A 24,896-nucleotide genomic window follows, 5' to 3' on the forward strand; every position below is an offset into this window, starting at 1 on the left:
CTTACTCGTCGTCGTCGAAGTTGTAACTACCCGGCGCCAGGTTCTCAAAGCGCGTGTACTTGCCGATGAAGGCCAGGCGAATAAAGCCGATCGGCCCGTTCCGCTGCTTGCCGATGATGATTTCGGCGATGCCTTTATGCTCGGTTTCCGGGTGATAGACCTCATCACGGTATACGAACATGATGACGTCGGCGTCCTGCTCGATCGCACCCGATTCACGCAAGTCGGAGTTCACCGGGCGCTTGTTGGGCCGCTGTTCAAGGGAACGGTTGAGCTGCGACAGGGCCACGACCGGGCAATTGAATTCCTTGGCCAGGGCCTTGAGCGAGCGCGAGATCTCGGAAATCTCGTTGGTACGGTTGTCACCGCTGGAGCCTGGAATCTGCATCAATTGCAGGTAGTCGATCATGATCAGACCCACTTCACCATGTTCACGCACCAAGCGGCGGGTACGCGCACGCATCTCCGAAGGGCTGATGCCAGCGGTATCGTCAATGAACAGCTTACGGTCGTTTAGCAGATTGACCGCCGAGGTCAGGCGTGGCCAGTCATCGTCTTCCAACTGACCGGAACGCACCTTGGTCTGGTCGATGCGGCCCAACGACGACAGCATACGCATGATCAGCGATTCGCCTGGCATCTCCAGGGAGTAGACCAATACCGCCTTGTCGCTACGCAACACGGCGTTTTCGACCAGGTTCATGGCAAAGGTGGTCTTACCCATGGATGGACGACCCGCAACGATGATCAAGTCGGCTGGCTGCAAGCCGCTGGTCTTCTCGTCGAGGTCGGTATAGCCGGTGGACAGGCCGGTGATTGCGCTGTCGGTATTGAACAACGTATCGATTCGATCGATGGCCTTGGTCAGCAGTTCGTTGACGCCGACCGGTCCTCCGGTCTTGGGCCGTGCTTCAGCGATCTGGAAGATCTGCCGCTCGGCTTCGTCGAGAATCTCTTCGGCATTGCGACCCTGAGGGTTGAATGCACTGTCGGCGATCTCATTGCTGATACTGATCAGCTGACGCAGCGTTGCCCGTTCACGGATGATCGCCGCATAAGCCTTGATGTTGGCGACCGACGGGGTGTTCTTCGCCAGCTCGCCCAGATAACCCAGGCCACCGACCTGCGAACTCAAACCTTCCTTGTCCAGTTGCTCGTGCAGTGTCACCACATCGAAGGGGGCGTTCTGGTCGGCGAGCTTGTGAATGGCGCGGAAGATCAGGCGGTGGTCATGCCGGTAGAAATCGCCATCGGAAACTTGATCAAGCACTCGTTCCCAGGCGTTGTTGTCCAGCATCAGGCCACCGAGCACGGCCTGTTCGGCCTCGATGGAGTGCGGAGGCACCTTCAGGGCAGAGGTTTGCAGATCATATTGCTCGGGGGCGGTAATCTCGTTCATGGCCACGCAGGAATCAGGGTGATGAAAAAGACAAAGGGCACGACCTGCAAAGCAGGATCGTGCCCGATGTTAACCGGCTGACACTCAAGGTGCTAGCCGATTGGGACAGCTTAGGCTGCGACAACAACCACGCGAACGGTGGCTTCAACGTCGCTGTGCAGGTGCACGGCAACGTCGTATTCGCCGACGTTACGGATGGTGCCGTTCGGCAGACGAACTTCAGCTTTGGCCACTTCAACGCCGGAGGCGGTCAGGGCGTCAGCGATGTCGTGGGTGCCGATCGAACCGAACAGCTTGCCTTCGTCACCGGCGGTGGCAGTGATGGTCACTTCCAGCTCGGCCAGTTGGGCAGCACGGGTTTCAGCCGAAGCTTTTTTGTCTGCAGCCAGTTTTTCCAGCTCGGCACGACGCTCTTCGAACGCAGCCAGGTTGGCGGCGGTCGCAGCGGTAGCCTTGCCGAATGGCAGCAGGAAGTTACGACCGTAACCGGCCTTAACATTTACCTTGTCGCCCAGGTTGCCCAGGTTGGCGACTTTTTCCAGCAGGATCAGTTCCATTTGGTATAAACCTCTTAACTTTTAACCTTCACCGTTCGCGGAATCGTTGTCAGCACCTTTAGGGGGTGCCTTGCGACCGCGAAAATCAATCAGGCTGTCGACAATGGCCAAAACCACGAGCAACGGATAAGTCAGCTGCATAAACAGCAGGAGTGTCACGTACATCCCGACCAACCAGAACTTACCCAGTCGACCTTGCGCCACCAGCCCATGCATCAGGGCAAGCCCTGCGAACATCAGCGGTACGCTGCACAGCGGCGTCAACATCGCCAGTTCAGAACCGAAATTCGGCCCCACCAGCATGAGCACCACCAATACCAGCGTTGGCACCAGAGGAAGCCTGACCGCTTGAAACTCGCGACCAAAACCTCCCGGGTTATACAACACTGCCTGCCAGTAACGACCCAACATCAGGGCCAGCACACTGACGGCTTGCATCAATGCCGCTATCAGGCCAATGAGCACAGGTGCGATCAGGCTACCCAGGCGGGCCCGCTCTTCTACCGACAATTGTTGGTAGAGACCGTCGAGCATCTGCGGCAGGGCTTTTTCAAGCACGCCAGCCAGCGCTTCGATCGGTTCGCGGAACACCGAACCCAGAACAACCCCATACACCAGGCCCATCGCGATGCTGAACAACAGCACCCGGTTCCAGGACTGTCCGGCGCGCAACAGCGCAGCCAGACCCAGCGTACCCAGCAACACCATCAAGGTGCGCGGCTCGCCGAAGAACCACCACACCAATGCCGGCAATAATGCCCAGGCGAGGACTGCGGAGGCGTCCTTGAAACCGCGCCGCAGGAACACCAGGCTCCCAGCGGCGGCACTCAACCAGAACAACAGCGGCAACGCCGCACAACCCACCACCACCAGGGTGGCTTGCACGCGACCGCGCATGATGAAATCAGCTAAGGCACGCATGCATTCTATCCTTTGCTACCTGTCGACGACCCGGTCTCAGCGGCCGTGGCTGTCGGTGTAGGGCAGCAGGGCCAGGAAGCGGGCGCGCTTGATAGCGGTAGCCAGCTGACGCTGATAACGAGCTTTGGTACCGGTGATACGGCTTGGAACGATCTTGCCGGTTTCGGATACGTAAGCTTTCAGGGTGTTGAGATCTTTGTAATCGATCTCTTTCACGTCTTCAGCAGTGAAGCGGCAGAATTTACGACGACGGAAGAAACGTGCCATGTAATAGGCTCCTCAAAAGGTCCGTGGATTACTCGTCAGCGTTATCGCTGTTGTCGCTGTCATTGCTGTCATCGCCATCGGCGCTGTCAGAATGCTCAGGACGGTCGCGACGCTCACGGCGCTCACTGCGGTTTTCTTCAGCCTTGAGCATCTCGGATTGGCCGGTGACGGCTTCGTCGCGACGGATGACCAGGTTACGGATCACGGCATCGTTGTAGCGGAAGTTGTCTTCCAGCTCGGCCAGGGCCTTGCCAGTGCACTCAACGTTCAGCATCACGTAGTGAGCCTTGTGAACATTGTTGATTGCGTAGGCCAGTTGACGACGGCCCCAATCTTCCAGACGGTGGATCTTGCCGCCGTCTTCTTCGATCAGCTTGGTGTAACGCTCAACCATGCCGCCGACTTGCTCGCTCTGGTCAGGGTGGACCAGAAAGATGATTTCGTAATGACGCATGAATGCTCCTTACGGGTTGTAGTCTGCCACCAGGGTGGTCAGACAAGGAGTGAATGACACTGTATGTCTTGCCTTGGCTGAAGGCGCGTGAACGCCTGCCGACATGGCAAGGGGCGCAATTGTAGAGAAGCACCGAAGGACAAGCAAGGTCATTGGTGAAGATTTGAACAGTTGCAAGCCACAAGATCAGTGCACTTCCCAGGGAAACACCACACCTTGCGGCTTGCAGCCTGAAGCTGGTTATTACTTCTTGGCGTTACGCTGACGAACGGCTTCGAACAGGCACACGCCCGTCGCCACCGACACGTTCAGGCTGCTGACGCTGCCGGCCATTGGCAGCTTGACCAGGAAGTCGCAGTGCTCGCGGGTCAGACGACGCATGCCCTTGCCTTCGGCCCCCATGATCAGAATGGTCGGCCCGGTCAGGTCCTGCTGGTACAACTCCTGCTCGGCCTCACCGGCCGTACCGACGACCCACAGGCCACGCTGCTGGAGCTTCTCCAGTGTGCGCGCCAGGTTGGTCACGGCCACCAGCGGGATTACCTCGGCGGCGCCGCAGGCCACTTTACGCACAGCCGGCGTCAAGGTTGCCGACTTGTCCTTGGGCACAACGACCGCCAGGGCACCGGCTGCATCTGCTGTACGCAGGCAAGCACCGAGGTTGTGCGGATCGGTGACGCCGTCGAGCACCAGGATCAACGGAGCGCCCTCAGTGCGGTCGAGCAGCTCTTCGAGCATTGCCTCACCCCACACCTGGCTCGGGCTGACCTCAGCGACGACACCCTGGTGCACGCCTTCGACCCAGGCGTCCATCTCACGGCGCTCGGCCTGGCCGACCGCAACGCGGTTCTGCCCGGCAAGGTCGACAATAACCTGGACACGCGGATCGCTACGGCCTTCCGACAGCCAGATCTGCTTGACCCGCTTGGGGTGATGACGCAAAAGGGCTTCTACGGCGTGAACGCCGTAGATTTTTTCCAACTGACTCATGACTTGGCCTTGGGTTTACGTGATCCAGAGCTCGCTTTTGGCGGCCCTTTACGATGCTTGCTCGGCTTTTCCGACGACTTGCCGGCCTTGGAGGACGACTTGCCACTGGAGCTTTTGGCACCGGACATCAGCGCCTTTTTCATTTCCCGGCTTTTACGCACCTCGGCGTTTTTCGCCGCCGCATGCGAAGGGAAATAAGCTTCGGCAGTTTCGTTCTTCTTGCTCCGACGCGCAGGCTCGGCCTTCGGCATCTCAGCCTTGTCGAGCACTGGGACTGGCTTGCCGTCCTGCGGGCGCACACCTTCGGAGCGCTGCTTGCGACCAATCGGCGCTTTCAGGGTGTTCTCGGCCATCTCGAAGTCGATCTTGCGCTGTTCGAGATCGACACGCATGACCCGCACTTCGACCGTGTCACCCAGGCGGAAGCTGCGACCGGTGCGCTCACCGGCCAAGCGGTGGTGCACAGGATCAAAGTGGTAGTAGTCGCCCGGCAAGGCGCTGACATGCACCATGCCTTCGACGTAGATGTCGGTCAGCTCGACGAACAGACCAAAACCGGTCACGGCAGTGATCACCCCCGGGAAGCTTTCGCCGACGCGGTCTTTCATGTACTCGCACTTGAGCCAGTTGACTACGTCGCGGGTGGCCTCGTCGGCGCGCCGTTCGCTCATCGAGCACTGCTCGCCAAGCTGCTCCAGGGTCGGCTCGTCATACGGATAGATGCGCGCCTTGGGAATGCTCGGGGCGCCGGCACGCTTGACGTGCGGTGTATCCTGGCGCGAACGGATCACACTGCGAATAGCGCGGTGGGTCAACAAGTCCGGATAACGGCGGATCGGCGAGGTGAAGTGGGTGTATGCCTCGTAATTCAGGCCGAAGTGGCCGTTGTTGTCAGCGCTGTACACCGCCTGGCTCAAGGAGCGCAGCATCACGGTCTGGATCAGGTGGAAATCCGGGCGATCGGAAATCTGGGCCAGCAGGGCCTGGTAGTCCTTGGGCGACGGACCATCCTTGCCTTTGTGCAACGACAACCCCAGCTCACCAAGGAAAGCGCGCAGTTTTTCCAGGCGCTCCGGTGGCGGACCATCGTGAACTCGGTACAGCGCCGGGATTTCATGCTTCTTGAGGAACTCGGCAGTGGCAACGTTGGCTGCCAGCATGCACTCCTCGATCAGCTTGTGGGCATCATTGCGCACCGTCGGCCGAATTTCGGCGATCTTGCGCTCGGAACCGAAGATGATCCGGGTTTCCTGGGTTTCGAAGTCAATAGCGCCACGGGTGTGACGGGCCGCCAACAGAACTTTGTACAGGGCATACAGTTGTTTGAGGTCCGGGACCACTTCACTGTACTGCTCGCGCAGTGCCTTGCCCTCACGGGTACGCGCATGTTCGAGCATGCTGCTGACCTTGTTGTAGGTCAGGCGTGCGTGGGAGTGGATCACCGCCTCGTAGAACTGGTAATCAACCATTTGCCCGGACTTGTTGATGGTCATTTCACAGACCATCGCTAACCGGTCGACGTGCGGATTCAGCGAGCACAGACCGTTGGAGAGCTCCTCCGGCAGCATCGGAATCACGCGCTCAGGGAAGTACACTGAGTTGCCGCGGACCTGGGCTTCGTTATCCAGGGCCGAGCCCAGACGCACATAGCTGGAGACGTCGGCGATCGCCACGTACAGGCGCCAGCCACCGGAGAACAGGCGCAACTTGCCCAGGCTCTCGCAGTAGACCGCATCGTCAAAGTCGCGAGCATCTTCACCGTCGATGGTGACGAACGGCAGATGACGCAGGTCGATGCGATGCTCTTTGTCTTTTTCTTCGACTTCCGGCTTGAGCTTGCGCGCTTCCTTGATCACCGCCTCTGGCCAAACGTGCGGAATATCGTAGCTGCGCAGAGCAACGTCGATTTCCATGCCGGGCGCCATATAGTTACCGATCACTTCGGTAACATCGCCTTGAGGCTGGAAGCGCGGCGTCGGCCAATGGGTGATCTTCACTTCGACGAACTGACCGATCTTCGCACCACCGTTACGTCCCGGAGTAATCAGCACTTCCTGCTGAACCTTGGGGTTGTCCGGAGTAACGAAGCCGATACCGCCTTCTTCGAAATAACGACCGACGATGCTTTCGTGAGCACGGGAGATCACTTCGACCACTACGCCTTCACGGCGTCCTCGGCGGTCCACGCCGGAAACCCGGGCCAGGGCGCGGTCACCATCGAACACCAGGCGCATTTGCGCAGGGCTGAGGAACAGATCGTCGCTGCCATCATCCGGAATCAGGAAACCGAAGCCATCACGGTGGCCGGAAATGCGTCCGAGGATCAGGTCCAGCTTATCTACCGGGGCATAGGTGCCACGCCGGGTATAGATCAACTGACCGTCACGCTCCATTGCTCGCAGACGGCGGCGCAGGGCTTCGATCTGGTCTTCGGTGGTCAGGCCGAACTCTTCGACCAACTGCTCACGGGCAGCCGGCGAGCCACGCTCGTCCAGGCGCTGCAGGATCAGCTCACGGCTAGGAATAGGGTTTTCGTATTTTTCCGCTTCACGAGCGGCCTCGGGATCGAGGGACTGCCAATCGGCCATTAGGAGAGGTTCACCTTGTCTATATAAGGGTTAGTTTGGCATAGGCGTATTGAAACCGGAAATTTCAGGCTTGGACAGCCCTCACAGAGCCCCTGGATACTGCCAAAACCATCATAAGGAACAACAACTTGAATTTTTGTAGATTTTTTCTGAACGGGGCTTTACAGCTCTCAGGGGCATCCGTATAGTGCGCACCACAGCGACGGCCACCGTCGTTATAGTTGAGATGCTAGCTGATGTGAAGCATCATGCGACCTCAGCGAAATGCCCAGATGGTGAAATTGGTAGACACGCCAGCTTCAGGTGCTGGTGACCTTACGGTCGTGGAAGTTCGAGTCTTCTTCTGGGCACCAATTTCAAATCTTAGAACTGCACAGCGCTTCTGAGATTTACAGCAACAAGCTACACTGTTTTTGTTACAAGCTACACCGCTTCATTTTGCCCAGATGGTGAAATTGGTAGACACGCCAGCTTCAGGTGCTGGTGACCTTACGGTCGTGGAAGTTCGAGTCTTCTTCTGGGCACCAATTCAGATCAAACCCGCGAAAGCGGGTTTTTTCGTTTCTACCCCTGCCATTCCTTCCTTGCGCCCCGAAACGACCGATAGCCTGCTCATGAAATTCCCCTCATAGGGCCATTTGAGAAGCGATATCGATTATCATTGTTTCCAGATATGTAGCCGCAAGCGAGGAAGTACCCGCATGACGTTCCGCAATTCCCCCCTATTGCGCGGCCTGGCCGTTTCTGTTTTTGCCCTGTTGTTAGGCACCCCTGTCGCCATGGCTGCCGACCCCGTGTCGCTGACTCTGTACAACGGCCAGCACAAGGAAATCGGTGACGCTATCGCCAAGGCCTACGAGGCCAAGACCGGTATCCACATCAACATCCGCAAAGGCAGCAGCAACCAGCTGGCCAGCCAGATCATCGAAGAAGGTGATCGCTCACCCGCCGATGTTATCTACACCGAAGAATCACCGCCCCTGAACAACCTGGGCGAGCTGGGCCTGCTGGCCAAGATCGACGACTCGACCCTGCAGATGCTTCCCAAGGAATTCGTCGCCGCCAATGGCACCTGGATGGGTGTGACTGCACGCACCCGGGTAGTGGCGTTCAATCCAAAGGTAATCGACGAAAAAGAATTGCCACCTTCTGTGATGGACTTCGCCAACCCTGAATGGGACGGCAAGATTGGCTTCGTTCCGACCAGCGGTGCCTTCCAGGAACAAGCCGTCGCCATCCTCAAGCTGCACGGTCGCGATGCAGCCGAAGAATGGCTGACTGGCCTCAAGGCCTTTGGCAAGACTTACACCAACAATATGGTTGCTCTCAAAGCCGTGGAAAATGGCGAAGTCGCCGCGGTACTGGTGAACAACTACTACTGGTACGCCCTGAAAAAGGAACGCGGCCAGCTGGATTCGAAGCTGTATTACCTTGCCGATGGCGACGTCGGCGGCTTGATGACCATTTCCGGCGCTGCTGCCGTCAAAGCCAGCAAACACCCGAAGGAAGCCCAGGCGCTATTGGCCTGGATGGCCAGCGAAGAAGGCCAACGAGTCATCACCCAGACCACCGCCGAATATCCCTTGCACAAAGGCATGGTCTCGGATCAGGGTCTGAAGCCGTTCGAGGATCTGCGTCCGCCGAAAATCACCCCGGCCGACCTGGGCAATGCAGAAGAAGCCCTGGAACTTGAACGCGAAGTTGGCCTGCTCTGATGACCGTAGCCGTACCCATGCCGGCAGCGGCAAGCCGTTACATCCCTCGGCGCAAGCGACCTTCGATCTGGGTTGTGGTGCCGGTCCTGCTGTTGGTCGGCCTGAGTCTGCTGCCCTTGTTGTACGTAGGCCTAAAGGCCTGGGAAGCAGGCTGGCGAGAAGCTTTGCACCTGCTTTGGCGCCCCTTTGTCTGGGGTCTGATGCGCAATACGCTGATGTTGATGGCCGGCGTCACCCTGGTCTGCATGATACTCGGGGTGTCACTCGCCTGGCTGCTGGAACGAAGCGACCTGCCAGGCAGACGACTGTGGGGCGTAATCTTGTGCCTGCCGTTCGCGGTACCCGCTTTCGTCAGCGGCTTTACCTGGGTGTCCTTGAGCCCACGCTTCGAAGGCCTGGGCGGGGCAATCCTGGTAATGAGCCTATCCAAATACCCGCTGGTATTCCTGCCCGTTGCTGCGACGCTGCGCAATCTCGATACTTCGTTGGAGGAGTCGGCACGAACACTTGGGCAAAACCGCTGGGGCGTGTTTTTCAAGATCACCCTACCGCTGCTGTGGCCCTCGATTCTGGGTGGCAGCCTGCTGATCGCCCTGCATATGCTGGTGGAGTTCGGCGCCCTGTCGATCCTCGGCCTACAGACGTTCACCACGGCGATCTACCAGCAATTCGAGCTGGAATTCAGCAATGCCAACGCAGCGATGCTCTCAGCAGTGTTGTTGTTCATGTGCCTGTTGCTGCTGTGGTTCGAACTTCGCGTGCGTGGAAAGGCGCGCCATGTCCGCATTGGTCAAGGCGTAGCACGTCGCGGCGCACCTGTTCGCCTTCGCGTCTGGATGCCGGCAGGTCAGCTGTACTGCCTGATCCTGGCTTTGCTCGGCAGTGGCATTCCGCTGGGCATGCTTGGCTACTGGCTGAGCGTCGGCTCCTCCGCCGCCTTCCCGGTTGCCGATATCAGCCGCGCGCTGGCGTCATCGCTGTCGCTGTCGTTGGGAGGCGCCGGCCTGAGCCTGCTCCTGGCATTGCCGATAAGCTTTCTGGTGGTGCGATACAAGGGCCGCCTGGCAATCTGGGCCGAGCGCCTGCCGTACTTGCTGCACGCCCTGCCCGGCCTGGTAATAGCCCTGACCCTGGTGTACTTCGCCCTGCACTACGTGCCGGTGCTGTACCAGACCACCGGACTGTTGCTGCTGGCTTACGCCCTGCTGTTCTTGCCCCTGGCTCAGGCGCCGGTGCGCACGGCCCTGAACAAGGCAGCTCCACAACTGGAAGAAGCGGCGCGCACCCTGGGCGCGAGCCAATTCAGCGCGTTCTGCCGGGTTACTTTGCCAATTATCTTCCCGGCGCTCGCCGCCGCATTTGCCCTGGTGTTTCTCGATGCCATGAAAGAACTGACGGCGACGCTACTGCTTAGCCCCACAGGCATGACCACCTTGGCGACCGAAGTGTGGGCACATACCGCCAACGTCGAATTCGCAGCAGCGGCTCCTTATGCAGCACTGCTGATTCTGGTGTCGGGGCTGCCGGTGTATCTGCTGACGACGCGGATGTATCTGAACCGCGCTTGAGGCTATGGAACGCTACGCGGGGCAAGCCCGCTCCTACCAGGGGTGCGTACAACCCTGCAGGAGCGAGCGTGCCCCGCGATCGTTTCAGGCCCGGAACTGGCCCAGGCTGGCTTTGAGCTGAGCCGCCAGGTCATCGAGCACTTTGCTGCTGGCAGTGGTTTGCATCACTACCTCTGCTGCCCGCTCGGCCTGGGCATGAATGGTCTGCACCCGCCCACGTACCGCCTGAGCACCGTGTGCCTGCTGTTCAGCCGCTCGGGTGGCCAGGCCAATTGCTGCATGCACCTGCTCGACCGAGGCCTGCACCGATTGCTGCAGGCGCGCGCTGTCACGCAACACCAGCAAGCCCTCGCTGGCCTGGCGTCCCGCCTGGCTGATCGCTGCAACAGCTTCCTTGGCACCTTGCTGCAGTGCACCGATGTGAGCCTGAATGTCACCCGTCGAGCTCTGTGTCTTGCTCGCCAGCGCCCTGACCTCATCGGCAACCACGGCAAAACCACGACCCGTTTCTCCCGCCCGTGCCGCCTCGATAGCAGCGTTGAGCGCCAACAAGTTGGTCTGCTCGGCAATGCCGTGAATGACTGTGAGCACCACTTCAATCTGCTCACTTTGTTGAGCCAATCGCTCAATGACTTCTGAACCGGTTTGCACCTGCCCCGCCAACGCTTCGATCAGCTTGGCAACCTGCGTCGAGGTACGGCTGTTTTCATCCGTAGCCTGGCGAATATCCACCACTTGCTGCAAGGCAGACTGCATGGCGTGGCTTTCCGCCTGGGCTTCATCAGCCATAGTCGACAGATCGCGCAAGCTAGCCGCCACGGCATCACGCTGTAGCTCGGCAGCAGCATCGGCACCGGCATTGCGCTGGGCCATGACACCTATTTCAACGCCTGTGCGCTGAGCCACCTCGCCTGCCTCCCGCACGATCGGCTGCAGCTTGTCGACGAACTGGTTGACCGCAGCCGCCATGTCGCCAATCTCGTCGCGACTGTCGATGCTCACGCGCTTGGTCAAGTCGCCCTCCCCGGCGGCCAAGTCGTTCAGGGCTGCGATAAGCAGGCGCAGCTTGTTGACCACCCGCCGCCCCAACACCACCGCCACCACCAGCAGCACACCAAGCCCAACCAGGGCCAGGCCCAGACCGATATTCCAGCGCAAGGTTGCCGCCGCGTCCTGGACGCTTTGCGAGGTATTGGCCTGCATGGCTGCGGCACTTGCCTGGGCAGCTTCCAGGCGTGCGCGCAAGGCTTTATTACTGTCCGCGGCAGCACCTACCAGGCTATCGCCCACCAACTGGTCACCGCTGGCAATCAGCGCTGAGAAGCGCTTATCGAGGGCAACCAGCTCGGCGTCCACTGCTGCGGTGGAAACCCCCATCAATACCTTGCCGATCTCCACGCCATTGGGATTGATCGACGCCTCGACGAAATACACCGACGGATCATTGCGCGCAGCATCCAGGACCTTGTCCAGCGCTCGTTCACCCTGACCCTTTTCCAATAATGCCTGGTTGATCGGGTTCTGCCGGTTCAAATAGCGAGTCAGGTGCTGACCCTGAACATCGTCATAGACCACGAACAACACATTGGGATTGCGCTGAGCGCGCCGGGAAAACTCGGACAAGGTGGGCACGTCGTTATCCCACATTGCCCTTGGCGCAACCGAGGCCAGTAGCTCGGCCATGTCGTTGGCGGAGTCCTTGAGGTTTTTCTCCAAGGTCGCCCGTAACTGCGCCTGCTCACCCTGCAGGCGCGTCGACAAACCCGCAGTCAGTCGCTGACGCGTGCTCGCGGAGAGGCTATCGAGCCCGGAGCTGACCTCCTGCCCTGCCTGCTCAAGCTCGGCAGACAACTTTTGGCTATCAACGCCCAATCGTTTGCCCAGATCCGCCTCCAGCGCAGTGACCGTGCTCCGGGTCAGCGCGACCGCAACCAGCACCTGCACCAAAAGAGCGATACCGAGGGCAACAAAGACAGGCCGCAACAGGCGACTTCGTAACAGTGAGAGAACGGCAGACACGTAAGAACCCTCTACTACTGGGGCCATTAAAATGATGGCAACCCTGAAGCGATTCTTACAGCAAAGGTTGTGCCGAACAGCGGACAGAAACGACAAAGGCCCCTAAAAAGGGGCCTTTGTTTTTACACCAGACGTTTATCAGGCAAACGGATGACGCAGCACGATGGTCTCGTTGCGATCCGGGCCAGTGGAGATGATATCGATCGGCGCACCGACCAACTCTTCCACGCGCTTGATGTAGGCACGGGCGTTAGCCGGCAGCTCTTCCAGGGTTTTGGCACCCAGGGTCGACTCGCTCCAGCCCGGCATTTCTTCGTACACAGGCTCCAGGCCGATGTAGCTGTCAGCGTCGGTTGGCGCATCGATAACGGCACCGTTCTCGTTCTTGTAACCAACGCAGATACGGATGGTTTCGAGGCCATCGAGTACGTCCAGCTTGGTCAGGCACAGGCCCGAGATACTGTTGACGTCGATGGCACGACGCAGGATAACGGCGTCGAACCAGCCGCAACGACGGGCACGGCCAGTGGTTGCACCGAACTCATGACCACGCTTGGCCAGGAACGCACCGACGTCATCGAACAGTTCGGTCGGGAACGGACCCGAGCCAACACGGGTGGTGTAAGCCTTGGTGATACCGAGGATGTAGTCGATGTACATCGGGCCAACACCCGAACCGGTAGCGATACCGCCGGCAGTGGTGTTGGAGCTGGTGACGAACGGGTAGGTACCGTGGTCGATATCCAGCAGCGAACCCTGGGCACCTTCGAACATGATGTCCTTTTCGGCGCGACGCAGGTTGTGCAGCTCAGCAGTGACGTCGAGCATCAACGGCTTGAGCAGCTCAGCGTACTCCATGCACTCGTCCAGCGTTTTCTGGAAGTCGATGGCTGGCTCTTTGTAGTAGTTGACCAGCACAAAGTTGTGATAGTCCAGCAGCTCGCCGAGCTTGGCAGCGAAACGCTCACGATGGAACAGATCACCGATACGCAGGCCGCGACGCGCTACCTTGTCTTCGTAGGCTGGGCCGATACCACGACCGGTGGTACCGATCTTCTGCTCGCCACGGGCTTTTTCACGCGCCTGGTCCAGCGCTACGTGGTAAGACAGGATCAGCGGGCAGGATGGGCTGATACGCAGGCGCTCGCGCACCGGTACGCCTTTCTCTTCCAGCTTGTTGATCTCACGCAGCAATGCGTCTGGTGCAACCACCACGCCGTTGCCGATCAGGCATTGCACGCCTTCGCGCAGCACGCCGGACGGAATCAGGTGCAGGACGGTTTTTTCACCGTCGATCACCAGCGTGTGGCCAGCGTTGTGGCCACCTTGGTAGCGCACTACGGCGGCAGCATGTTCGGTCAGCAGATCAACGATCTTGCCTTTGCCCTCATCACCCCACTGGGTGCCCAGGACTACGACATTCTTACCCATAACACTTGTCCTCATTCGCGCAAACTTGGCGCCGGCTCGTGCCGGCGGGGAATCTCAAATGGCTAACGGCAGTACCTGCCAAAGCCCGTTTTGCTGAATCAATTGCCGATCGCAATCCGCCTCGACGGCGGCAGTCAAAGGCTGCCCAGGCAAGGCCTGAACCACCCGCTGACCTTCACTGCGCAATTGGCAGACCAACTGCCAGAGTGCTGCATCGCTGCTGTCGGGCATCCAGATCCCGCCAGAAGGCAACACAACCTCGGCCCGCCCCAGTGTGACCAGGGTCTTCAAATCCGTGGAGAAACCGGTGGCAGGGCGAGCCCGGCCAAAGTCTGCTCCGATGTCGTCATAACGACCGCCCTGGGCGATCGACTGACCGACCCCCGGGACAAAAGCGGCAAACACCACACCTGTGTGGTAGTGGTAGCCACGCAACTCACCCAGGTCGAAATACAGCGGCAAATCTGGATAACGCGCAGCCAGGCGCTCGGCGATGGCCAACAAGTCATCGAGGGCAGCCAGAACCGCTGCAGGTGCACGTCCAAGGCGTACACGTGCCTCGGTAAGCACCTCGCGACCACCACACAACTCGGTGAGCGAGCGCAGCATGTTGGCGAGGTCCGCAGGCAGGTTGGCGGTAAGCGCGACAACTTCATCGACAGCCTTGCGCTGCAGGGCATCGAACAACTGCTGCTCTACCGCACCGGACAAACCGGCGGCGCGAGCCAAGCCACGATAGATACCCACGTGACCGAGGTCCATGTGCACATCGGCAACGTCGGCCAGTTGCAACATGGCCAACATCAGGCTGATGACTTCAACGTCGCTGACCGGACTTGCATCACCATAAAGCTCGGCGCCGAGCTGGATCGGGCTACGCGAGTTGGACAGCGCCCGTGGCTGGGCATGCAGCACGCTGCCGGCATAGCATAGACGGCTCGGTCCTTCACGACGCAAGGTGTGCGCATCGATACGCGCAACCTGTGGTGTGATGTCGGCACGAAAGCCCATCTGCCGACCCGACTGCGGGTCGATAACCTTGAATGTCCGCAGATCCAGGTCCTGGCCGGCACCGGTGAGCAGCGATTCCAGGTACTCGATATGCGGGGTCACGACGAACTCGTAACCCCAGCTCTGGAACAGATCCAACACCTGGCGACGCGCGATTTCAATACGCGTCGCCTCAGGTGGCAGTACTTCTTCGATGCCATCTGGCAGCAGCCAGCGGTCTACCGTTGCCATTACGCCATTTCCCCTTTGGTCCGGGCGGCCTGCCCGCGGGCTAGCCTTGAGTGAAGCAGGTGTCGCCAAACAATGACGCGCAGCACTGATTCCAGCGCAACCGCCGTGTCGACACCCTCAAATACCTTGGGTTGCGCTGTAGACCGGAGATGCCTTGCGGCCGTTCGATCTTGCAGACGCAAAAAAGCCGGGAATTTCCCGGCTGCCGCATCATACACCCGTTTTCTCACAGGAACACCCCGCCAGGCGTTTTAGCCGCCCGGCGGGGTGAAAACTTACGGCTTGGCTTTGTCCATGAAGCGGAAGAACTCGTTGCTCGGATCGAGCACCAGTACATCGCTCTTGTTGGCAAAGCTTTCGCGGTAGGCCTTGAGACTACGATAGAAAGCGTAGAAGTCCTGGTCCTGACCATAAGCCTTGGCGTAAATCGCCGCCGCCTGGGCATCACCATCACCACGGGCCTCTTCCGATTCCCGATAGGCTTCAGCCAGCAGTACACGGCGCTGACGGTCAGCGTCGGCACGAATACCTTCGGCCAACTCGTTACCCTTGGCGCGGTGTTCGCGGGCTTCACGCTCACGCTCGGTGCTCATACGCTCGAACACACTGCGGTTTACTTCTTTAGGCAGGTCGATGGCCTTGACGCGAACGTCGACCACTTCAATGCCCAGCTCCTTGCTGGCCATGCGGTTCAGCGAAGCAGTGATGTCAGCCATCAATGCGTCACGCTCACCGGAAACCACTTCGTGCAGGGTGCGCTTACCGAACTGGTCACGCAGGCCGCTTTCCAGACGGCGCGACAGACGCTCGTCGGCGATCTGCTTGAGGCCAGAGGTCGCCGTGTAGAAACGCTCGGCATCCTTGACTCGCCACTTGGCGTAGGCATCAACCATCACCGCTTTCTTTTCCAGGGTCAGGAAGCGCTGGGTTGGGGCATCCAGCGTCATCAGGCGGGCGTCGAACTTGCGCACCTGGTTGACGTAAGGCACCTTCACATGCAGGCCCGGCTGGACATCTGCCTGAACCACTCGACCAAATTGCAGCAGTACCGCACGCTCGGTCTGGGACACGATGTAGAAGCTGTTCCAGGCCACGATTGCCAGCACCACGCCAACGATCAGGGCGATCAGCGATTTATTGCTCATCAGCGACTCTCCCTAGAACGCAACTGTGTTTGCTGCTGTTGCAGCTCCGCCGCCGCGCGATTGGCCGCGTCGTTTACCGAAGCCGGGACGCTGACTGGAGCACTGCTGGTACGGCTGCCTTCAACCATCTTGTCCAACGGCAGGTAGAGCAGATTGCTCTGGCCATCCTTGCCGGAAACCAGGACCTTGCTGGTGTTGCTGTAGACTTCCTGCATGGTGTCCAGGTACAGGCGCTGACGGGTTACCTCAGGAGCCTTGCGGTACTCGGCGACCAGTTTGGTAAAGCGATCGGCCTCACCCTTGGCACGCGAAACGACTTCGTCACGATAACCGTTGGCGTCCTCGATGATCCGCTGGGCCTGACCACGCGCTTCCGGCACAACGCCGTTGGCATAGGATTCAGCCTGGTTGCGGGCACGCTGCTCGTCTTCACGGGCACGAATCACGTCGTCGAAGGCTTCCTGCACTTCACGCGGGGCTGCCGCGCTCTGCACGTTCACCTGGGTGACAGTGATACCGGTGCGGTAGGTATCGAGGAAACGTTGCAGACGCTCCTTGATGTCTACAGCCATTTGCTCACGACCTTCGGTCAGCACCTTGTCCATTGCGGTGGAACCCACCACATGGCGCAGGGCACTGTCGGTCGCGTGCTGCAGGCTGACTTCAGGCTGATCGACGTTCAGCACGAAATCCTGCAGGTTGGTGATCTTGTACTGCACGGTCAGCGGCACTTCGACGATGTTCTCGTCTTCAGTGAGCATCTGCCCCTGCTTGGTATAGGCACGCTCACGCGTGACGTTTTCCATGTACTTGCGATCGATCGGCGGGAAGTAGATGTTCAGGCCCGGCCCTACGGTTTCGTAGTATTTGCCGAAGCGCAGCACGACTGCTTGCTCCTGTTCGTCGACCACATACACGGCGCTGTACAGCCAGATAGCCGCCAGCACAGCCAGCCCGATGCCGAGCAGGCCGAAGCCACCGCCCTTGCCGATGCCGCTGTCTCCACCGCGTTTCTTGCCACTGCCGAACATCCCATTGAGGCTGTCCTGCAGTTTGCGGAAGGCCTCGTCGAGATCCGGCGGTCCTTTTTTGTCGCCGCCGCCACCGCGGCGCCCGCCCCAAGGATCCTGATTGTTCGAGTTGCCACCCGGCTCATTCCAAGCCATAGCGCTCTCCATCTGATAAAGCAAAGACGCACCCACGGCGCGCCGTCCAATGCTACAGAATGCCTGTCACGGCTGCCCGGCCGCGTCGCCGGGCTTTTATTGCAAAGTGTGTTGCTCAATAAAGTCTGCCGGCTCCAGGCCTTCACGGCTGATCAGGCGATTGAACTCGACCCGAGACACCCTTACGGCCAGAAGACTGCTGCCTTCATCGTCATGCTCTTCGCCCTGCACCGCACCCAACTCAAAGAACTTCGCGCGCAACCGCGCAAAACGCTGTTCCAGGCGCAAGGTTCCGATAAACAGGTCATCCCCCAGCAACTCGGCGACTGCCTGCCCCACCAGTTCCAGGCCGCGTCCATCCTGCGCAGAAACCCAGACTCGCTGCGGCTTGCCATCGGCATCGCGCTGAATCTGCGGCTCGACGCCCTCAAGCAGGTCGAGTTTGTTATAGACCTCGAGGATCGGCAAGCCTTCTGCACCAATCTCCCCCAGAACCGCCATGACCTGCTCGATCTGTTCCATGCGATCAGGTTCATGAGCGTCAATCACGTGCAGCAGCAGATCAGAGTTGCTCGACTCTTCGAGCGTAGCCCGAAAAGCCTCGACCAGCTTGTGCGGCAGGTGCCTGATAAAGCCCACTGTATCGGCCAGCACGATCGGACCTACGTCATCGAGCTCAAGGCGACGCAACGTGGGGTCGAGGGTGGCGAACAACTGGTCGGCGGCATAGACCTCGGATTGAGTCAGGGCGTTGAACAGGGTCGATTTGCCGGCGTTGGTATAACCAACCAGCGAGACTGACGGGATATCCGCCCGCTTGCGTCCCCGGCGAGCCTGCTCGCGCTGGCTGCGCACCTTCTCTAGACGCCCTTTGATCTGACGCAGGCGCACCCGCAACAGACGACGGTCGGTTTCCAGCTGGGTTTCGCCTGGACCACGCAGACCGATACCACCTTTTTGCCGCTCAAGGTGCGTCCAGCCGCGAACCAGCCGCGTGCTCATGTGTTCAAGCTGGGCCAATTCGACCTGGAGCTTACCTTCATGGGTACGCGCCCGCTGGGCAAAGATGTCGAGAATCAGACTGGTGCGATCAAGCACGCGACACTCGAAAGCGCGTTCGAGGTTACGTTCCTGACTGGGAGTGAGGGTGTGATTGAAAATCACCAAATCTACCTGCTCGGCTTTGACCAGGTCGCGCAACTCGTCGACCTTGCCGCTGCCAATCAGGTATTTGGCGGTGGGCTGATGTCGCGCCACATTGGCGAACGCGACTATATCGGCCCCAGCCGACAACGCCAGTTCCCGAAACTCCTGCGGGTCTTCGCGCGCCTCAGGGTTCTGACCTTCCAAGTGAACGAGGACCGCTCGTTCACCACCACCGTGGCGCTCAAAGAACAAAGCAGACTCCTATCAGGCGTTACCTGGCTCAGAGTCGCCATGCTCGGATTCGGTTGCGCTTGGCAAACGAATCGGACGCACAGGAACTACTGTCGAGATAGCGTGTTTGTAAACCATCTGGCTGACGGTGTTTTTCAGCAGGATCACGAATTGGTCGAAGGATTCAATTGTGCCTTGCAGCTTGATGCCGTTAACCAAATAGATCGAAACCCCAACTTTTTCTTTTCTCAAAGTATTCAAGTAAGGGTCTTGTAGCGAATGCCCTTTTGACATATGCCGCACTCCTGTAAGGATCAATAGTAAAAAAATCAAAGAAAAACTGATGGCTCAAGCCGCCCCACCCCCAAGGATAGACGGCAATTGCAAGGACTCAGCTCAATATGGAGACCGACCCCAGGTATTTCAAGGTACGAGGCAGATTGTCGCAAGCCAGGCTGTCCAACCAATGCAGGTCAGCCCAACTACGCAACCAGGTGAACTGCCGCTTCGCCAATTGGCGAGTAGCAATTACGCCGCGCTCCTGCATTTCAACTGATGTTAACTTGCCATCAAGATGATCCCAGACCTGGCGATAACCAACCGCCCGTATAGACGGTAGCCCCGCATGCAAGTCACTTCTGGCTCGCAGCAATCGGACCTCGTCAACGAAGCCCTGTTCCAGCATCTGCCCGAATCGTAGCGCAATTCGTTCGTGCAACACGTGACGATCGGCAGGCGCAATAGCCAGACTGGCGACAGTATAGGGCAAATGACCCGCCGCCGAAGGGCCTGCGGCGCTACTTTCCGCGGATTGACGTTGACGATGTTGTGTCATTGTCATGCCGCTGACCCGATAAACCTCGAGCGCACGAATCAGGCGCTGGGGATCGTTGGGGTGAATTCGCGCCGCCGATTCCGGATCAACCGCCGCCAACTGCTGATGCAGCCCTTGCAATCCAAGGCGCACGGCCTCTTCTTCAAGTTCAGCGCGGACCTGCTGGTCGGCGGCGGGCATATCAGCCAACCCTTCCAGCAAGGCTTTGTAGTAGAGCATGGTGCCGCCGACCAACAGCGGTATTTTGCCGCGCGCAGTGATGTCGGCCATGGCCTCCAGCGCGTCACGGCGAAAATCGGCAGCCGAATAGCTTTCAGCCGGATCAAGAATGTCGATCAGTCGATGGGGGTGCGCCGCCAACACTTCCCGGGAAGGTTTGGCAGTACCAATATCCATGCCTCGATAAACCAGTGCCGAGTCGACGCTGATCAGCTCGCAGGGCAGCACTTTGGTAAGTTCGATGGCCAGGTCGGTCTTGCCCGCCGCGGTCGGGCCCATGAGGAATATCGCGGGAGGTTTGCTACTCATTTTATCGACCGCGCAGGAACAGTTTGTCCAGATCGTCCAGGCCCATTTGGGTCCAGGTCGGTCGGCCATGGTTGCACTGGCCGCTGCGCTCGGTATTTTCCATATCGCGCAGCAGTCCGTTCATTTCTGCCACGGCCAAGCGCCGGTTGGCGCGAATGGCGCCGTGGCAGGCCATTGTCCCAAGCAATTCGTTCAGGTGCGCCTGGATACGGTCGCTGGTACCGTACTCCATCAGATCGGCCAGAACATCCTGGACCAGACGGTTGGCCTCAGCCTGCTTGAGCAGGGCTGGAATCTGGCGGATGGCAAGGGTTTCCGGGCCCAGGCGCTGCAACTCGAAGCCCAGGCGCCGGAACCACTCGGCGTGCTCTTCTGCGCAATCGGCCTCACGCTGGCTTAGCGCCAGCGATTCCGGTACCAACAGCGGCTGGCCACTCAGCCCTTCGCTGGCCATGGCCACCTTGAGACGTTCGTACATGATGCGCTCATGGGCGGCGTGCATGTCTACCAGCACCAGACCCACGGCGTTCTCGGCAAGAATATAAATACCCTTGAGCTGCGCCAGGGCATAGCCCAATGGCGGCACATCACCCTGGCTTTCCGGCAGCGCGGTCGGGACTGCCTCGCCCAGTGGTGAAAAGAACTCACGATAGACACTCTGCGCCTCGGCAGCCGGCACAGCCTGGCCCGGACGCGGTGTGTACTGGTATTGGTAACCGCCACCAGCGCCGCTGCCATTGCCGGCACCAAGGTTACGCATACCCGGCTCGGACGCTGGTTGCTCGAGCAGATTCGCGGCAAGGCGCATCTCACCCTGAGGGCCGAACTCGCCCGCCTGGACGCCACTGGGGCGAACAATCTCGGTCGTCGCAGCAGGGGCGGCCAACTGATCTTCGGGTCGCACGTCGGCCAGAGCGCGGTGCAGGGTGCCATAAAGGAAGTCATGGACCATGCGCCCATCACGGAAGCGTACTTCATGCTTGGTCGGGTGGACGTTGACGTCGACACCGGTGGGGTCGACTTCCAGGAACAGCACGAAAGTCGGGTGACGGCCATTGAACAAAACATCGCGATAGGCCTGGCGTACCGCGTGCGCAACCAGTTTATCGCGCACGGCGCGGCCGTTGACGAAGAAATATTGCAAGTCGGCCTGACTGCGCGAGAAAGTCGGCAATCCGACCCAACCCCACAAGTGCAAACCGTTACGCTCGATTTCGATCGGCAAGGCCTGTTCGAGAAAGCCCGGGCCGCAGATCGCCGCCACACGCCGGGCACGGGCGGTATCGTCGAGGGCTTCATGCAGGCTGAGAATGGATTTGCCATTATGACGCAGGTGGAAAGCCACGTCGAAACGCGCCAACGCCAGACGCCGGATCACCTCCTGCAGATGATCGAACTCGGTCTTCTCGGTTTTCAGGAACTTGCGTCGAGCCGGGGTATTGAAGAACAGGTCACGCACTTCTACCGAGGTACCCACCGGGTGTGCAGCTGGCTGCACCCGCGGGGCCATGTCGCGGCCTTCGGTTTCCACTTGCCAGGCCTGGTCAGCGTTCCGGGTGCGCGAAGTCAGGGTCAGGCGTGCGACCGAACTGATCGAGGCCAACGCTTCACCACGAAAGCCCAGGCTCATGACCCGCTCCAGGTCTTCGAGATCGCGGATCTTGCTGGTGGCGTGACGCGCCAACGCCAGTGGCAGGTCATCGGCCGCAATGCCGCGACCGTCGTCACGCACCCGCAACAGCTTGACCCCGCCCTGTTCGACCTCCACGTCAATGCGTCGGGCGCCGGAGTCCAGGCTGTTTTCCAGTAATTCCTTGATCACCGACGCCGGCCGTTCGACAACCTCACCGGCGGCGATCTGGTTGGCCAGCCGCGGGCTGAGCAGCTCGATCCGTGCACTCTCGGTCATTGCTGGGACGCCAGGGCAGTAGTCGGAATATTCAGACTCTGGCCTACCTTCAGCTCATCGGTCTTGAGGTTGTTGGCCGAGCGCAGGCTGGCAACATTGACCTGATAACGAACCGCGATCATCGCCAACGTCTCACCCGGGCGCACGCTATGTTCACGTGGGCCCTGGGCGATCTTGCCGCTGTCACGCAAGAAGGCAATGTAAGTGCCTGGCGGCGGATTCTGCTGGAAGAACTGTCGAACACCGCTGTGAATCGAACGTGCCAGCGATTGCTGATGGCTCGCAGTGGCCAGCTTTGCCGCCTCGTTGGCGTTGGAGATGAAGCCGGTTTCCACCAGGATCGACGGGATATCAGGCGACTTGAGCACCATAAAGCCCGCTTGCTCTACCCGACGCTTGTGCAGCGGGGTTATCCGCCCCATGTTGCCCAGCACTTTCTGGCCAACGTTGAGGCTCGAGCTGAGCGATGCTGTCATCGACAGATCGAGCAGTACGCCAGCAAGCATGCGGTCCTTGTCATCGAGGCTGACGTTACCAGCCCCCCCAATCAGGTCGGAACGGTTTTCACTGTCCGCCAGCCAGCGCGCAGTTTCAGATGTGGCACCGCGATCGGACAGGGCAAATACCGAAGCGCCAAAGGCGGCCTTGGATGGTGCAGCGTCAGCGTGAATCGAGATAAACAGGTCGGCACCTTTCTTGCGCGCGATCTCGGTACGTTTGCGCAGCGGAATGAAGTAGTCGCCAGTACGCGTCAGCTCAGCACGGAAACCTTTCTCGCGGTTGATCTGGCGCTGCAACTCTTTGGCAATCGACAGCACGATATCTTTTTCATGCTGGCCCCTGGAGCCAGAAGCCCCCGGGTCTTCACCACCATGACCAGCATCGATGGCAATAACGATGTCACGCTTGCCACTGGGCACTGGGGTCAACTTTATTGCCGGCTGCGCAGGCGTCACGGGTACCGCCGGCGTGGTTGCAACCGGAGGCGTTGGCGGCGGCGAAACCGCGTCGGCAGCCTGGTCGTAGAGGTCCACTACCAAACGATTGCCATACTGGGCGTTGGGCGCCAGGGTAAAGCTCTTGGGGGTGACCGACTTGCGCAGATCGATGACTACACGCAGGTCGGTAGGTGTGCGCTGGGCGGAGCGCACACTGGTGATCGGGGTATTGGCGGTCGATGCCGTCAACGGCGCAGCCAACGTCGCGCCATTAATGTCGATGACCAGACGATCGGGGGCGGTCAGAGTAAATACACTGTGCTGAACGGGACCCGAAAGGTCGAATACCAGCCGTGTGTTATCCGGCGCACGCCATAGACGCATACTTTTGACTTGCGTGGCGGCCAGAGCCTCAACGGTTACCGCCGTAAGCAGCAATCCTACGACTGCAACCAGTGCGCGAATGCGCATACCTATCCCCATTTTCTATTTGAATTCCAAGGCCAGAGCGGCACACCAGGCTTCGCCACGTGCCCCCTGTGGCGACAGGTCAAGCGAACGACCGTTCGCTTGGGGGCTTATGGTAATGGTCAGGTCGGGCTTTGGCAAAACACCTGCCCCTTTTTGGGGCCATTCAAACAGGCACAACGCATCATCTTCGAAATAATCACGAATCCCGAGGAACTCCAGCTCTTCTGGATCGACAAGGCGATAGAGGTCGAAGTGAAAAGCGCGGACGTCGCCAATTTCATAAGGTTCAACCACGGTGAAGGTAGGGCTTTTAACTGCGCCCTGATGCCCCAGGCCACGAATGATGCCTCGCGACAGGGTGGTTTTACCCGCGCCCAGGTCCCCTTCAAGAAAAATTACGCCGTGACCTTTGGTCACCTCGGCAATACGCCCACCGAATCGGACCATAGCCTCTTCGTCGGCCAAAAACAGGGTTACACCTGACACGCTGAATGCTCCTCCAATAAATGACGAATTGCCGGAACCAGATCACTGGCCGCCAGCCCACGGCCTTGCGCACCCAATCGCTCGCCGGCACAGGCATGTAGCCAGACACCCAGACAAGCGGCATCCCAACTGGACATGCCTTGAGCCAAAAGCGCGCCAAGTACACCGCTTAGCACATCGCCCAGCCCCGCTCCGGCCATCGCCGGATGCCCGCGTTCGCACAGGGCAAGCTGACCTGCAGGGTCGGCTACCAGGGTGCCTGCGCCCTTGAGCACACATACGACCGCATATTTGCGCGCCAGTTTGCGCGCCGCACCTGGGCGATCTGCCTGCACGGCCTCGGTGGAAATCCCCAGGAGACGCGCCGCTTCTCCGGGATGCGGAGTGATGATCGAGCCCGACGCCAACGCCAGTGGCGCTCTGGCAAGCAAGTTCAAGGCATCGGCGTCCCACACCTGTGGGCTGTCGGCACTGTTCACCGCCGATAGTAAACTACGCCCCCAGGCAGCCTGACCGAGCCCAGGCCCGACCACCAATACCGAAGCGCGCTCAATTATTCCCATCAACTGATTGGCCGAACGCACCCCCATGCACATCACTTCGGGGAGCCGCGCCAGCGCTGCCGGCACCTGTTCGCTGCGCGTCGCCAGGGAAACCAGCCCGGCACCACAGCGCAATGCAGCCTCGGCGCTGAGCAGCACAGCCCCTCCGGTACCGCGATCACCACCAACGACCAGCACATGGCCGAAGTCACCTTTTTGCGCCGCAAGCTGGCGTGGTGCCAGTGGTGCAAGAACAACACTGGTGAGGATAAACGGCTGGTTTGCAGGATGTTTGGTCTGAGGCATGGGTCAAAGGCTCCGATGTCTGGCAGAATTATACGCACCTGA

21 protein-coding genes and 2 tRNA genes are annotated in these 24,896 nt (G+C 59.6%); 4 read left to right on the top strand and 19 right to left on the bottom strand.

What is annotated here, in order from left to right:
• Position 1 precedes the first annotated feature (1 nt).
• From dnaB to rnr, 7 genes are all read right to left on the bottom strand, one after another.
• Positions 2-1,399, bottom strand: a complete 1,398-nt coding sequence (dnaB, locus tag D3Z90_RS24160; protein WP_136478395.1) for a replicative DNA helicase — start codon at positions 1,397-1,399, stop codon at positions 2-4.
• A gap of 110 nt (positions 1,400-1,509) precedes the next feature.
• Positions 1,510-1,956 carry a 50S ribosomal protein L9 gene (gene rplI, locus D3Z90_RS24165; RefSeq protein WP_136478396.1) on the bottom strand — a complete coding sequence of 149 codons (447 nt, stop codon included), beginning with the start codon at positions 1,954-1,956 and terminating at the stop codon, positions 1,510-1,512.
• A gap of 21 nt (positions 1,957-1,977) precedes the next feature.
• A complete protein-coding gene (locus D3Z90_RS24170; RefSeq protein ID WP_136478397.1) occupies positions 1,978-2,877 on the bottom strand; it encodes a hypothetical protein in 900 nt (299 codons plus the stop codon).
• Positions 2,878-2,913: 36 nt separating this feature from the next.
• The gene (gene rpsR / locus D3Z90_RS24175) at positions 2,914-3,144 is read right to left on the bottom strand and encodes a 30S ribosomal protein S18 (RefSeq protein ID WP_009403887.1); all 231 of its coding nucleotides are present in this window, start codon (positions 3,142-3,144) and stop codon (positions 2,914-2,916) included.
• 28 nt (positions 3,145-3,172) lie between these two features.
• On the bottom strand, positions 3,173-3,598 hold the full coding sequence (rpsF, locus tag D3Z90_RS24180) for a 30S ribosomal protein S6 (protein ID WP_136478398.1): 426 nt from the start codon (positions 3,596-3,598) through the stop codon (positions 3,173-3,175).
• 243 nt (positions 3,599-3,841) lie between these two features.
• Entirely contained in the window at positions 3,842-4,588 is a 747-nt protein-coding gene (rlmB, locus tag D3Z90_RS24185; RefSeq protein WP_136478399.1) for a 23S rRNA (guanosine(2251)-2'-O)-methyltransferase RlmB, read from the bottom strand.
• Entirely contained in the window at positions 4,585-7,176 is a 2,592-nt protein-coding gene (gene rnr / locus D3Z90_RS24190) for a ribonuclease R (RefSeq protein ID WP_136478400.1), read from the bottom strand. The genes rlmB and rnr overlap by 4 nt, the downstream gene beginning before the upstream one ends.
• A 266-nt stretch (positions 7,177-7,442) precedes the next feature.
• Here rnr and D3Z90_RS24195 point away from each other — a divergent pair.
• From D3Z90_RS24195 to D3Z90_RS24210, 4 genes are all read left to right on the top strand, one after another.
• Positions 7,443-7,529, top strand: a tRNA-Leu gene (locus D3Z90_RS24195).
• 87 nt (positions 7,530-7,616) lie between these two features.
• Positions 7,617-7,703: transfer RNA gene (locus D3Z90_RS24200), tRNA-Leu, on the top strand.
• Positions 7,704-7,877: 174 nt separating this feature from the next.
• Positions 7,878-8,891, top strand: a complete 1,014-nt coding sequence (locus D3Z90_RS24205) for an extracellular solute-binding protein (protein WP_136478401.1) — start codon at positions 7,878-7,880, stop codon at positions 8,889-8,891.
• Entirely contained in the window at positions 8,891-10,459 is a 1,569-nt protein-coding gene (locus D3Z90_RS24210; RefSeq protein WP_136478402.1) for an iron ABC transporter permease, read from the top strand. Before D3Z90_RS24205 ends, D3Z90_RS24210 begins: the two co-directional genes overlap by 1 nt.
• Before the next feature lie 84 nt (positions 10,460-10,543).
• Here the strand turns inward: D3Z90_RS24210 and D3Z90_RS24215 are convergent, their stop codons facing one another.
• From D3Z90_RS24215 to D3Z90_RS24270, 12 genes are all read right to left on the bottom strand, one after another.
• The gene (locus tag D3Z90_RS24215) at positions 10,544-12,478 is read right to left on the bottom strand and encodes a methyl-accepting chemotaxis protein (RefSeq protein WP_136478403.1); all 1,935 of its coding nucleotides are present in this window, start codon (positions 12,476-12,478) and stop codon (positions 10,544-10,546) included.
• A 138-nt stretch (positions 12,479-12,616) separates the two neighbouring features.
• Positions 12,617-13,909 (bottom strand): adenylosuccinate synthase, encoded by a 1,293-nt coding sequence (locus tag D3Z90_RS24220; RefSeq protein WP_136478404.1) that lies wholly within the window; start codon positions 13,907-13,909, stop codon positions 12,617-12,619.
• Between the two features lie 54 nt (positions 13,910-13,963).
• Positions 13,964-15,151, bottom strand: coding sequence for an ATP phosphoribosyltransferase regulatory subunit (locus tag D3Z90_RS24225; protein WP_136478405.1), 1,188 nt, complete (start codon positions 15,149-15,151; stop codon positions 13,964-13,966).
• A gap of 275 nt (positions 15,152-15,426) precedes the next feature.
• On the bottom strand, positions 15,427-16,296 hold the full coding sequence (hflC, locus tag D3Z90_RS24230; protein WP_136478406.1) for a protease modulator HflC: 870 nt from the start codon (positions 16,294-16,296) through the stop codon (positions 15,427-15,429).
• The gene (gene hflK / locus D3Z90_RS24235; protein WP_136478407.1) at positions 16,296-17,462 is read right to left on the bottom strand and encodes an FtsH protease activity modulator HflK; all 1,167 of its coding nucleotides are present in this window, start codon (positions 17,460-17,462) and stop codon (positions 16,296-16,298) included. Before hflK ends, hflC begins: the two co-directional genes overlap by 1 nt.
• A 96-nt stretch (positions 17,463-17,558) precedes the next feature.
• The gene (hflX, locus tag D3Z90_RS24240; RefSeq protein ID WP_136478408.1) at positions 17,559-18,860 is read right to left on the bottom strand and encodes a ribosome rescue GTPase HflX; all 1,302 of its coding nucleotides are present in this window, start codon (positions 18,858-18,860) and stop codon (positions 17,559-17,561) included.
• Between the two features lie 12 nt (positions 18,861-18,872).
• Positions 18,873-19,133 (bottom strand): RNA chaperone Hfq, encoded by a 261-nt coding sequence (hfq, locus tag D3Z90_RS24245; RefSeq protein WP_136478409.1) that lies wholly within the window; start codon positions 19,131-19,133, stop codon positions 18,873-18,875.
• Positions 19,134-19,230: 97 nt separating this feature from the next.
• Complete coding sequence (gene miaA / locus D3Z90_RS24250) at positions 19,231-20,202, bottom strand: tRNA (adenosine(37)-N6)-dimethylallyltransferase MiaA (protein ID WP_136478410.1); 972 nt, start codon at positions 20,200-20,202, stop codon at positions 19,231-19,233.
• A 1-nt stretch (position 20,203) separates the two neighbouring features.
• Positions 20,204-22,111 (bottom strand): DNA mismatch repair endonuclease MutL, encoded by a 1,908-nt coding sequence (gene mutL, locus D3Z90_RS24255; protein ID WP_136478411.1) that lies wholly within the window; start codon positions 22,109-22,111, stop codon positions 20,204-20,206.
• Positions 22,108-23,532, bottom strand: a complete 1,425-nt coding sequence (locus tag D3Z90_RS24260; protein ID WP_203542832.1) for an N-acetylmuramoyl-L-alanine amidase — start codon at positions 23,530-23,532, stop codon at positions 22,108-22,110. Before D3Z90_RS24260 ends, mutL begins: the two co-directional genes overlap by 4 nt.
• A 3-nt stretch (positions 23,533-23,535) precedes the next feature.
• Positions 23,536-24,006 (bottom strand): tRNA (adenosine(37)-N6)-threonylcarbamoyltransferase complex ATPase subunit type 1 TsaE, encoded by a 471-nt coding sequence (tsaE, locus tag D3Z90_RS24265; RefSeq protein ID WP_136478413.1) that lies wholly within the window; start codon positions 24,004-24,006, stop codon positions 23,536-23,538.
• Positions 23,994-24,854 (bottom strand): NAD(P)H-hydrate dehydratase, encoded by an 861-nt coding sequence (locus tag D3Z90_RS24270; protein WP_136478414.1) that lies wholly within the window; start codon positions 24,852-24,854, stop codon positions 23,994-23,996. Before D3Z90_RS24270 ends, tsaE begins: the two co-directional genes overlap by 13 nt.
• Between the last annotated feature and the right edge of the window lie 42 nt (positions 24,855-24,896).

The sequence above is a fragment of the Pseudomonas sp. DG56-2 genome, from assembly GCF_004803755.1.
In the GTDB taxonomy this organism is placed as follows: domain Bacteria; phylum Pseudomonadota; class Gammaproteobacteria; order Pseudomonadales; family Pseudomonadaceae; genus Aquipseudomonas; species Aquipseudomonas auratipiscis.

Bases quoted from the DNA above. Each gene is read 5' to 3' on its own strand.
- D3Z90_RS24205 (WP_136478401.1), top strand. From the start codon at position 7,878: ATGACGTTCCGCAATTCCCCCCTATTGCGCGGCCTGGCCGTTTCTGTT.
- D3Z90_RS24170 (WP_136478397.1), bottom strand. From the start codon at position 2,877: ATGCGTGCCTTAGCTGATTTCATCATGCGCGGTCGCGTGCAAGCCACC.
- rpsR (WP_009403887.1), bottom strand. From the start codon at position 3,144: ATGGCACGTTTCTTCCGTCGTCGTAAATTCTGCCGCTTCACTGCTGAA.
- mutL (WP_136478411.1), bottom strand. From the start codon at position 22,111: ATGACCGAGAGTGCACGGATCGAGCTGCTCAGCCCGCGGCTGGCCAAC.
- D3Z90_RS24270 (WP_136478414.1), bottom strand. From the start codon at position 24,854: ATGCCTCAGACCAAACATCCTGCAAACCAGCCGTTTATCCTCACCAGT.
- D3Z90_RS24260 (WP_203542832.1), bottom strand. From the start codon at position 23,532: ATGGGGATAGGTATGCGCATTCGCGCACTGGTTGCAGTCGTAGGATTG.
- hflC (WP_136478406.1), bottom strand. From the start codon at position 16,296: ATGAGCAATAAATCGCTGATCGCCCTGATCGTTGGCGTGGTGCTGGCA.
- dnaB (WP_136478395.1), bottom strand. From the start codon at position 1,399: ATGAACGAGATTACCGCCCCCGAGCAATATGATCTGCAAACCTCTGCC.
- D3Z90_RS24220 (WP_136478404.1), bottom strand. From the start codon at position 13,909: ATGGGTAAGAATGTCGTAGTCCTGGGCACCCAGTGGGGTGATGAGGGC.
- rlmB (WP_136478399.1), bottom strand. From the start codon at position 4,588: ATGAGTCAGTTGGAAAAAATCTACGGCGTTCACGCCGTAGAAGCCCTT.
- D3Z90_RS24225 (WP_136478405.1), bottom strand. From the start codon at position 15,151: ATGGCAACGGTAGACCGCTGGCTGCTGCCAGATGGCATCGAAGAAGTA.
- hflK (WP_136478407.1), bottom strand. From the start codon at position 17,462: ATGGCTTGGAATGAGCCGGGTGGCAACTCGAACAATCAGGATCCTTGG.
- rpsF (WP_136478398.1), bottom strand. From the start codon at position 3,598: ATGCGTCATTACGAAATCATCTTTCTGGTCCACCCTGACCAGAGCGAG.
- rplI (WP_136478396.1), bottom strand. From the start codon at position 1,956: ATGGAACTGATCCTGCTGGAAAAAGTCGCCAACCTGGGCAACCTGGGC.
- rnr (WP_136478400.1), bottom strand. From the start codon at position 7,176: ATGGCCGATTGGCAGTCCCTCGATCCCGAGGCCGCTCGTGAAGCGGAA.
- hfq (WP_136478409.1), bottom strand. From the start codon at position 19,133: ATGTCAAAAGGGCATTCGCTACAAGACCCTTACTTGAATACTTTGAGA.
- D3Z90_RS24210 (WP_136478402.1), top strand. From the start codon at position 8,891: ATGACCGTAGCCGTACCCATGCCGGCAGCGGCAAGCCGTTACATCCCT.
- miaA (WP_136478410.1), bottom strand. From the start codon at position 20,202: ATGAGTAGCAAACCTCCCGCGATATTCCTCATGGGCCCGACCGCGGCG.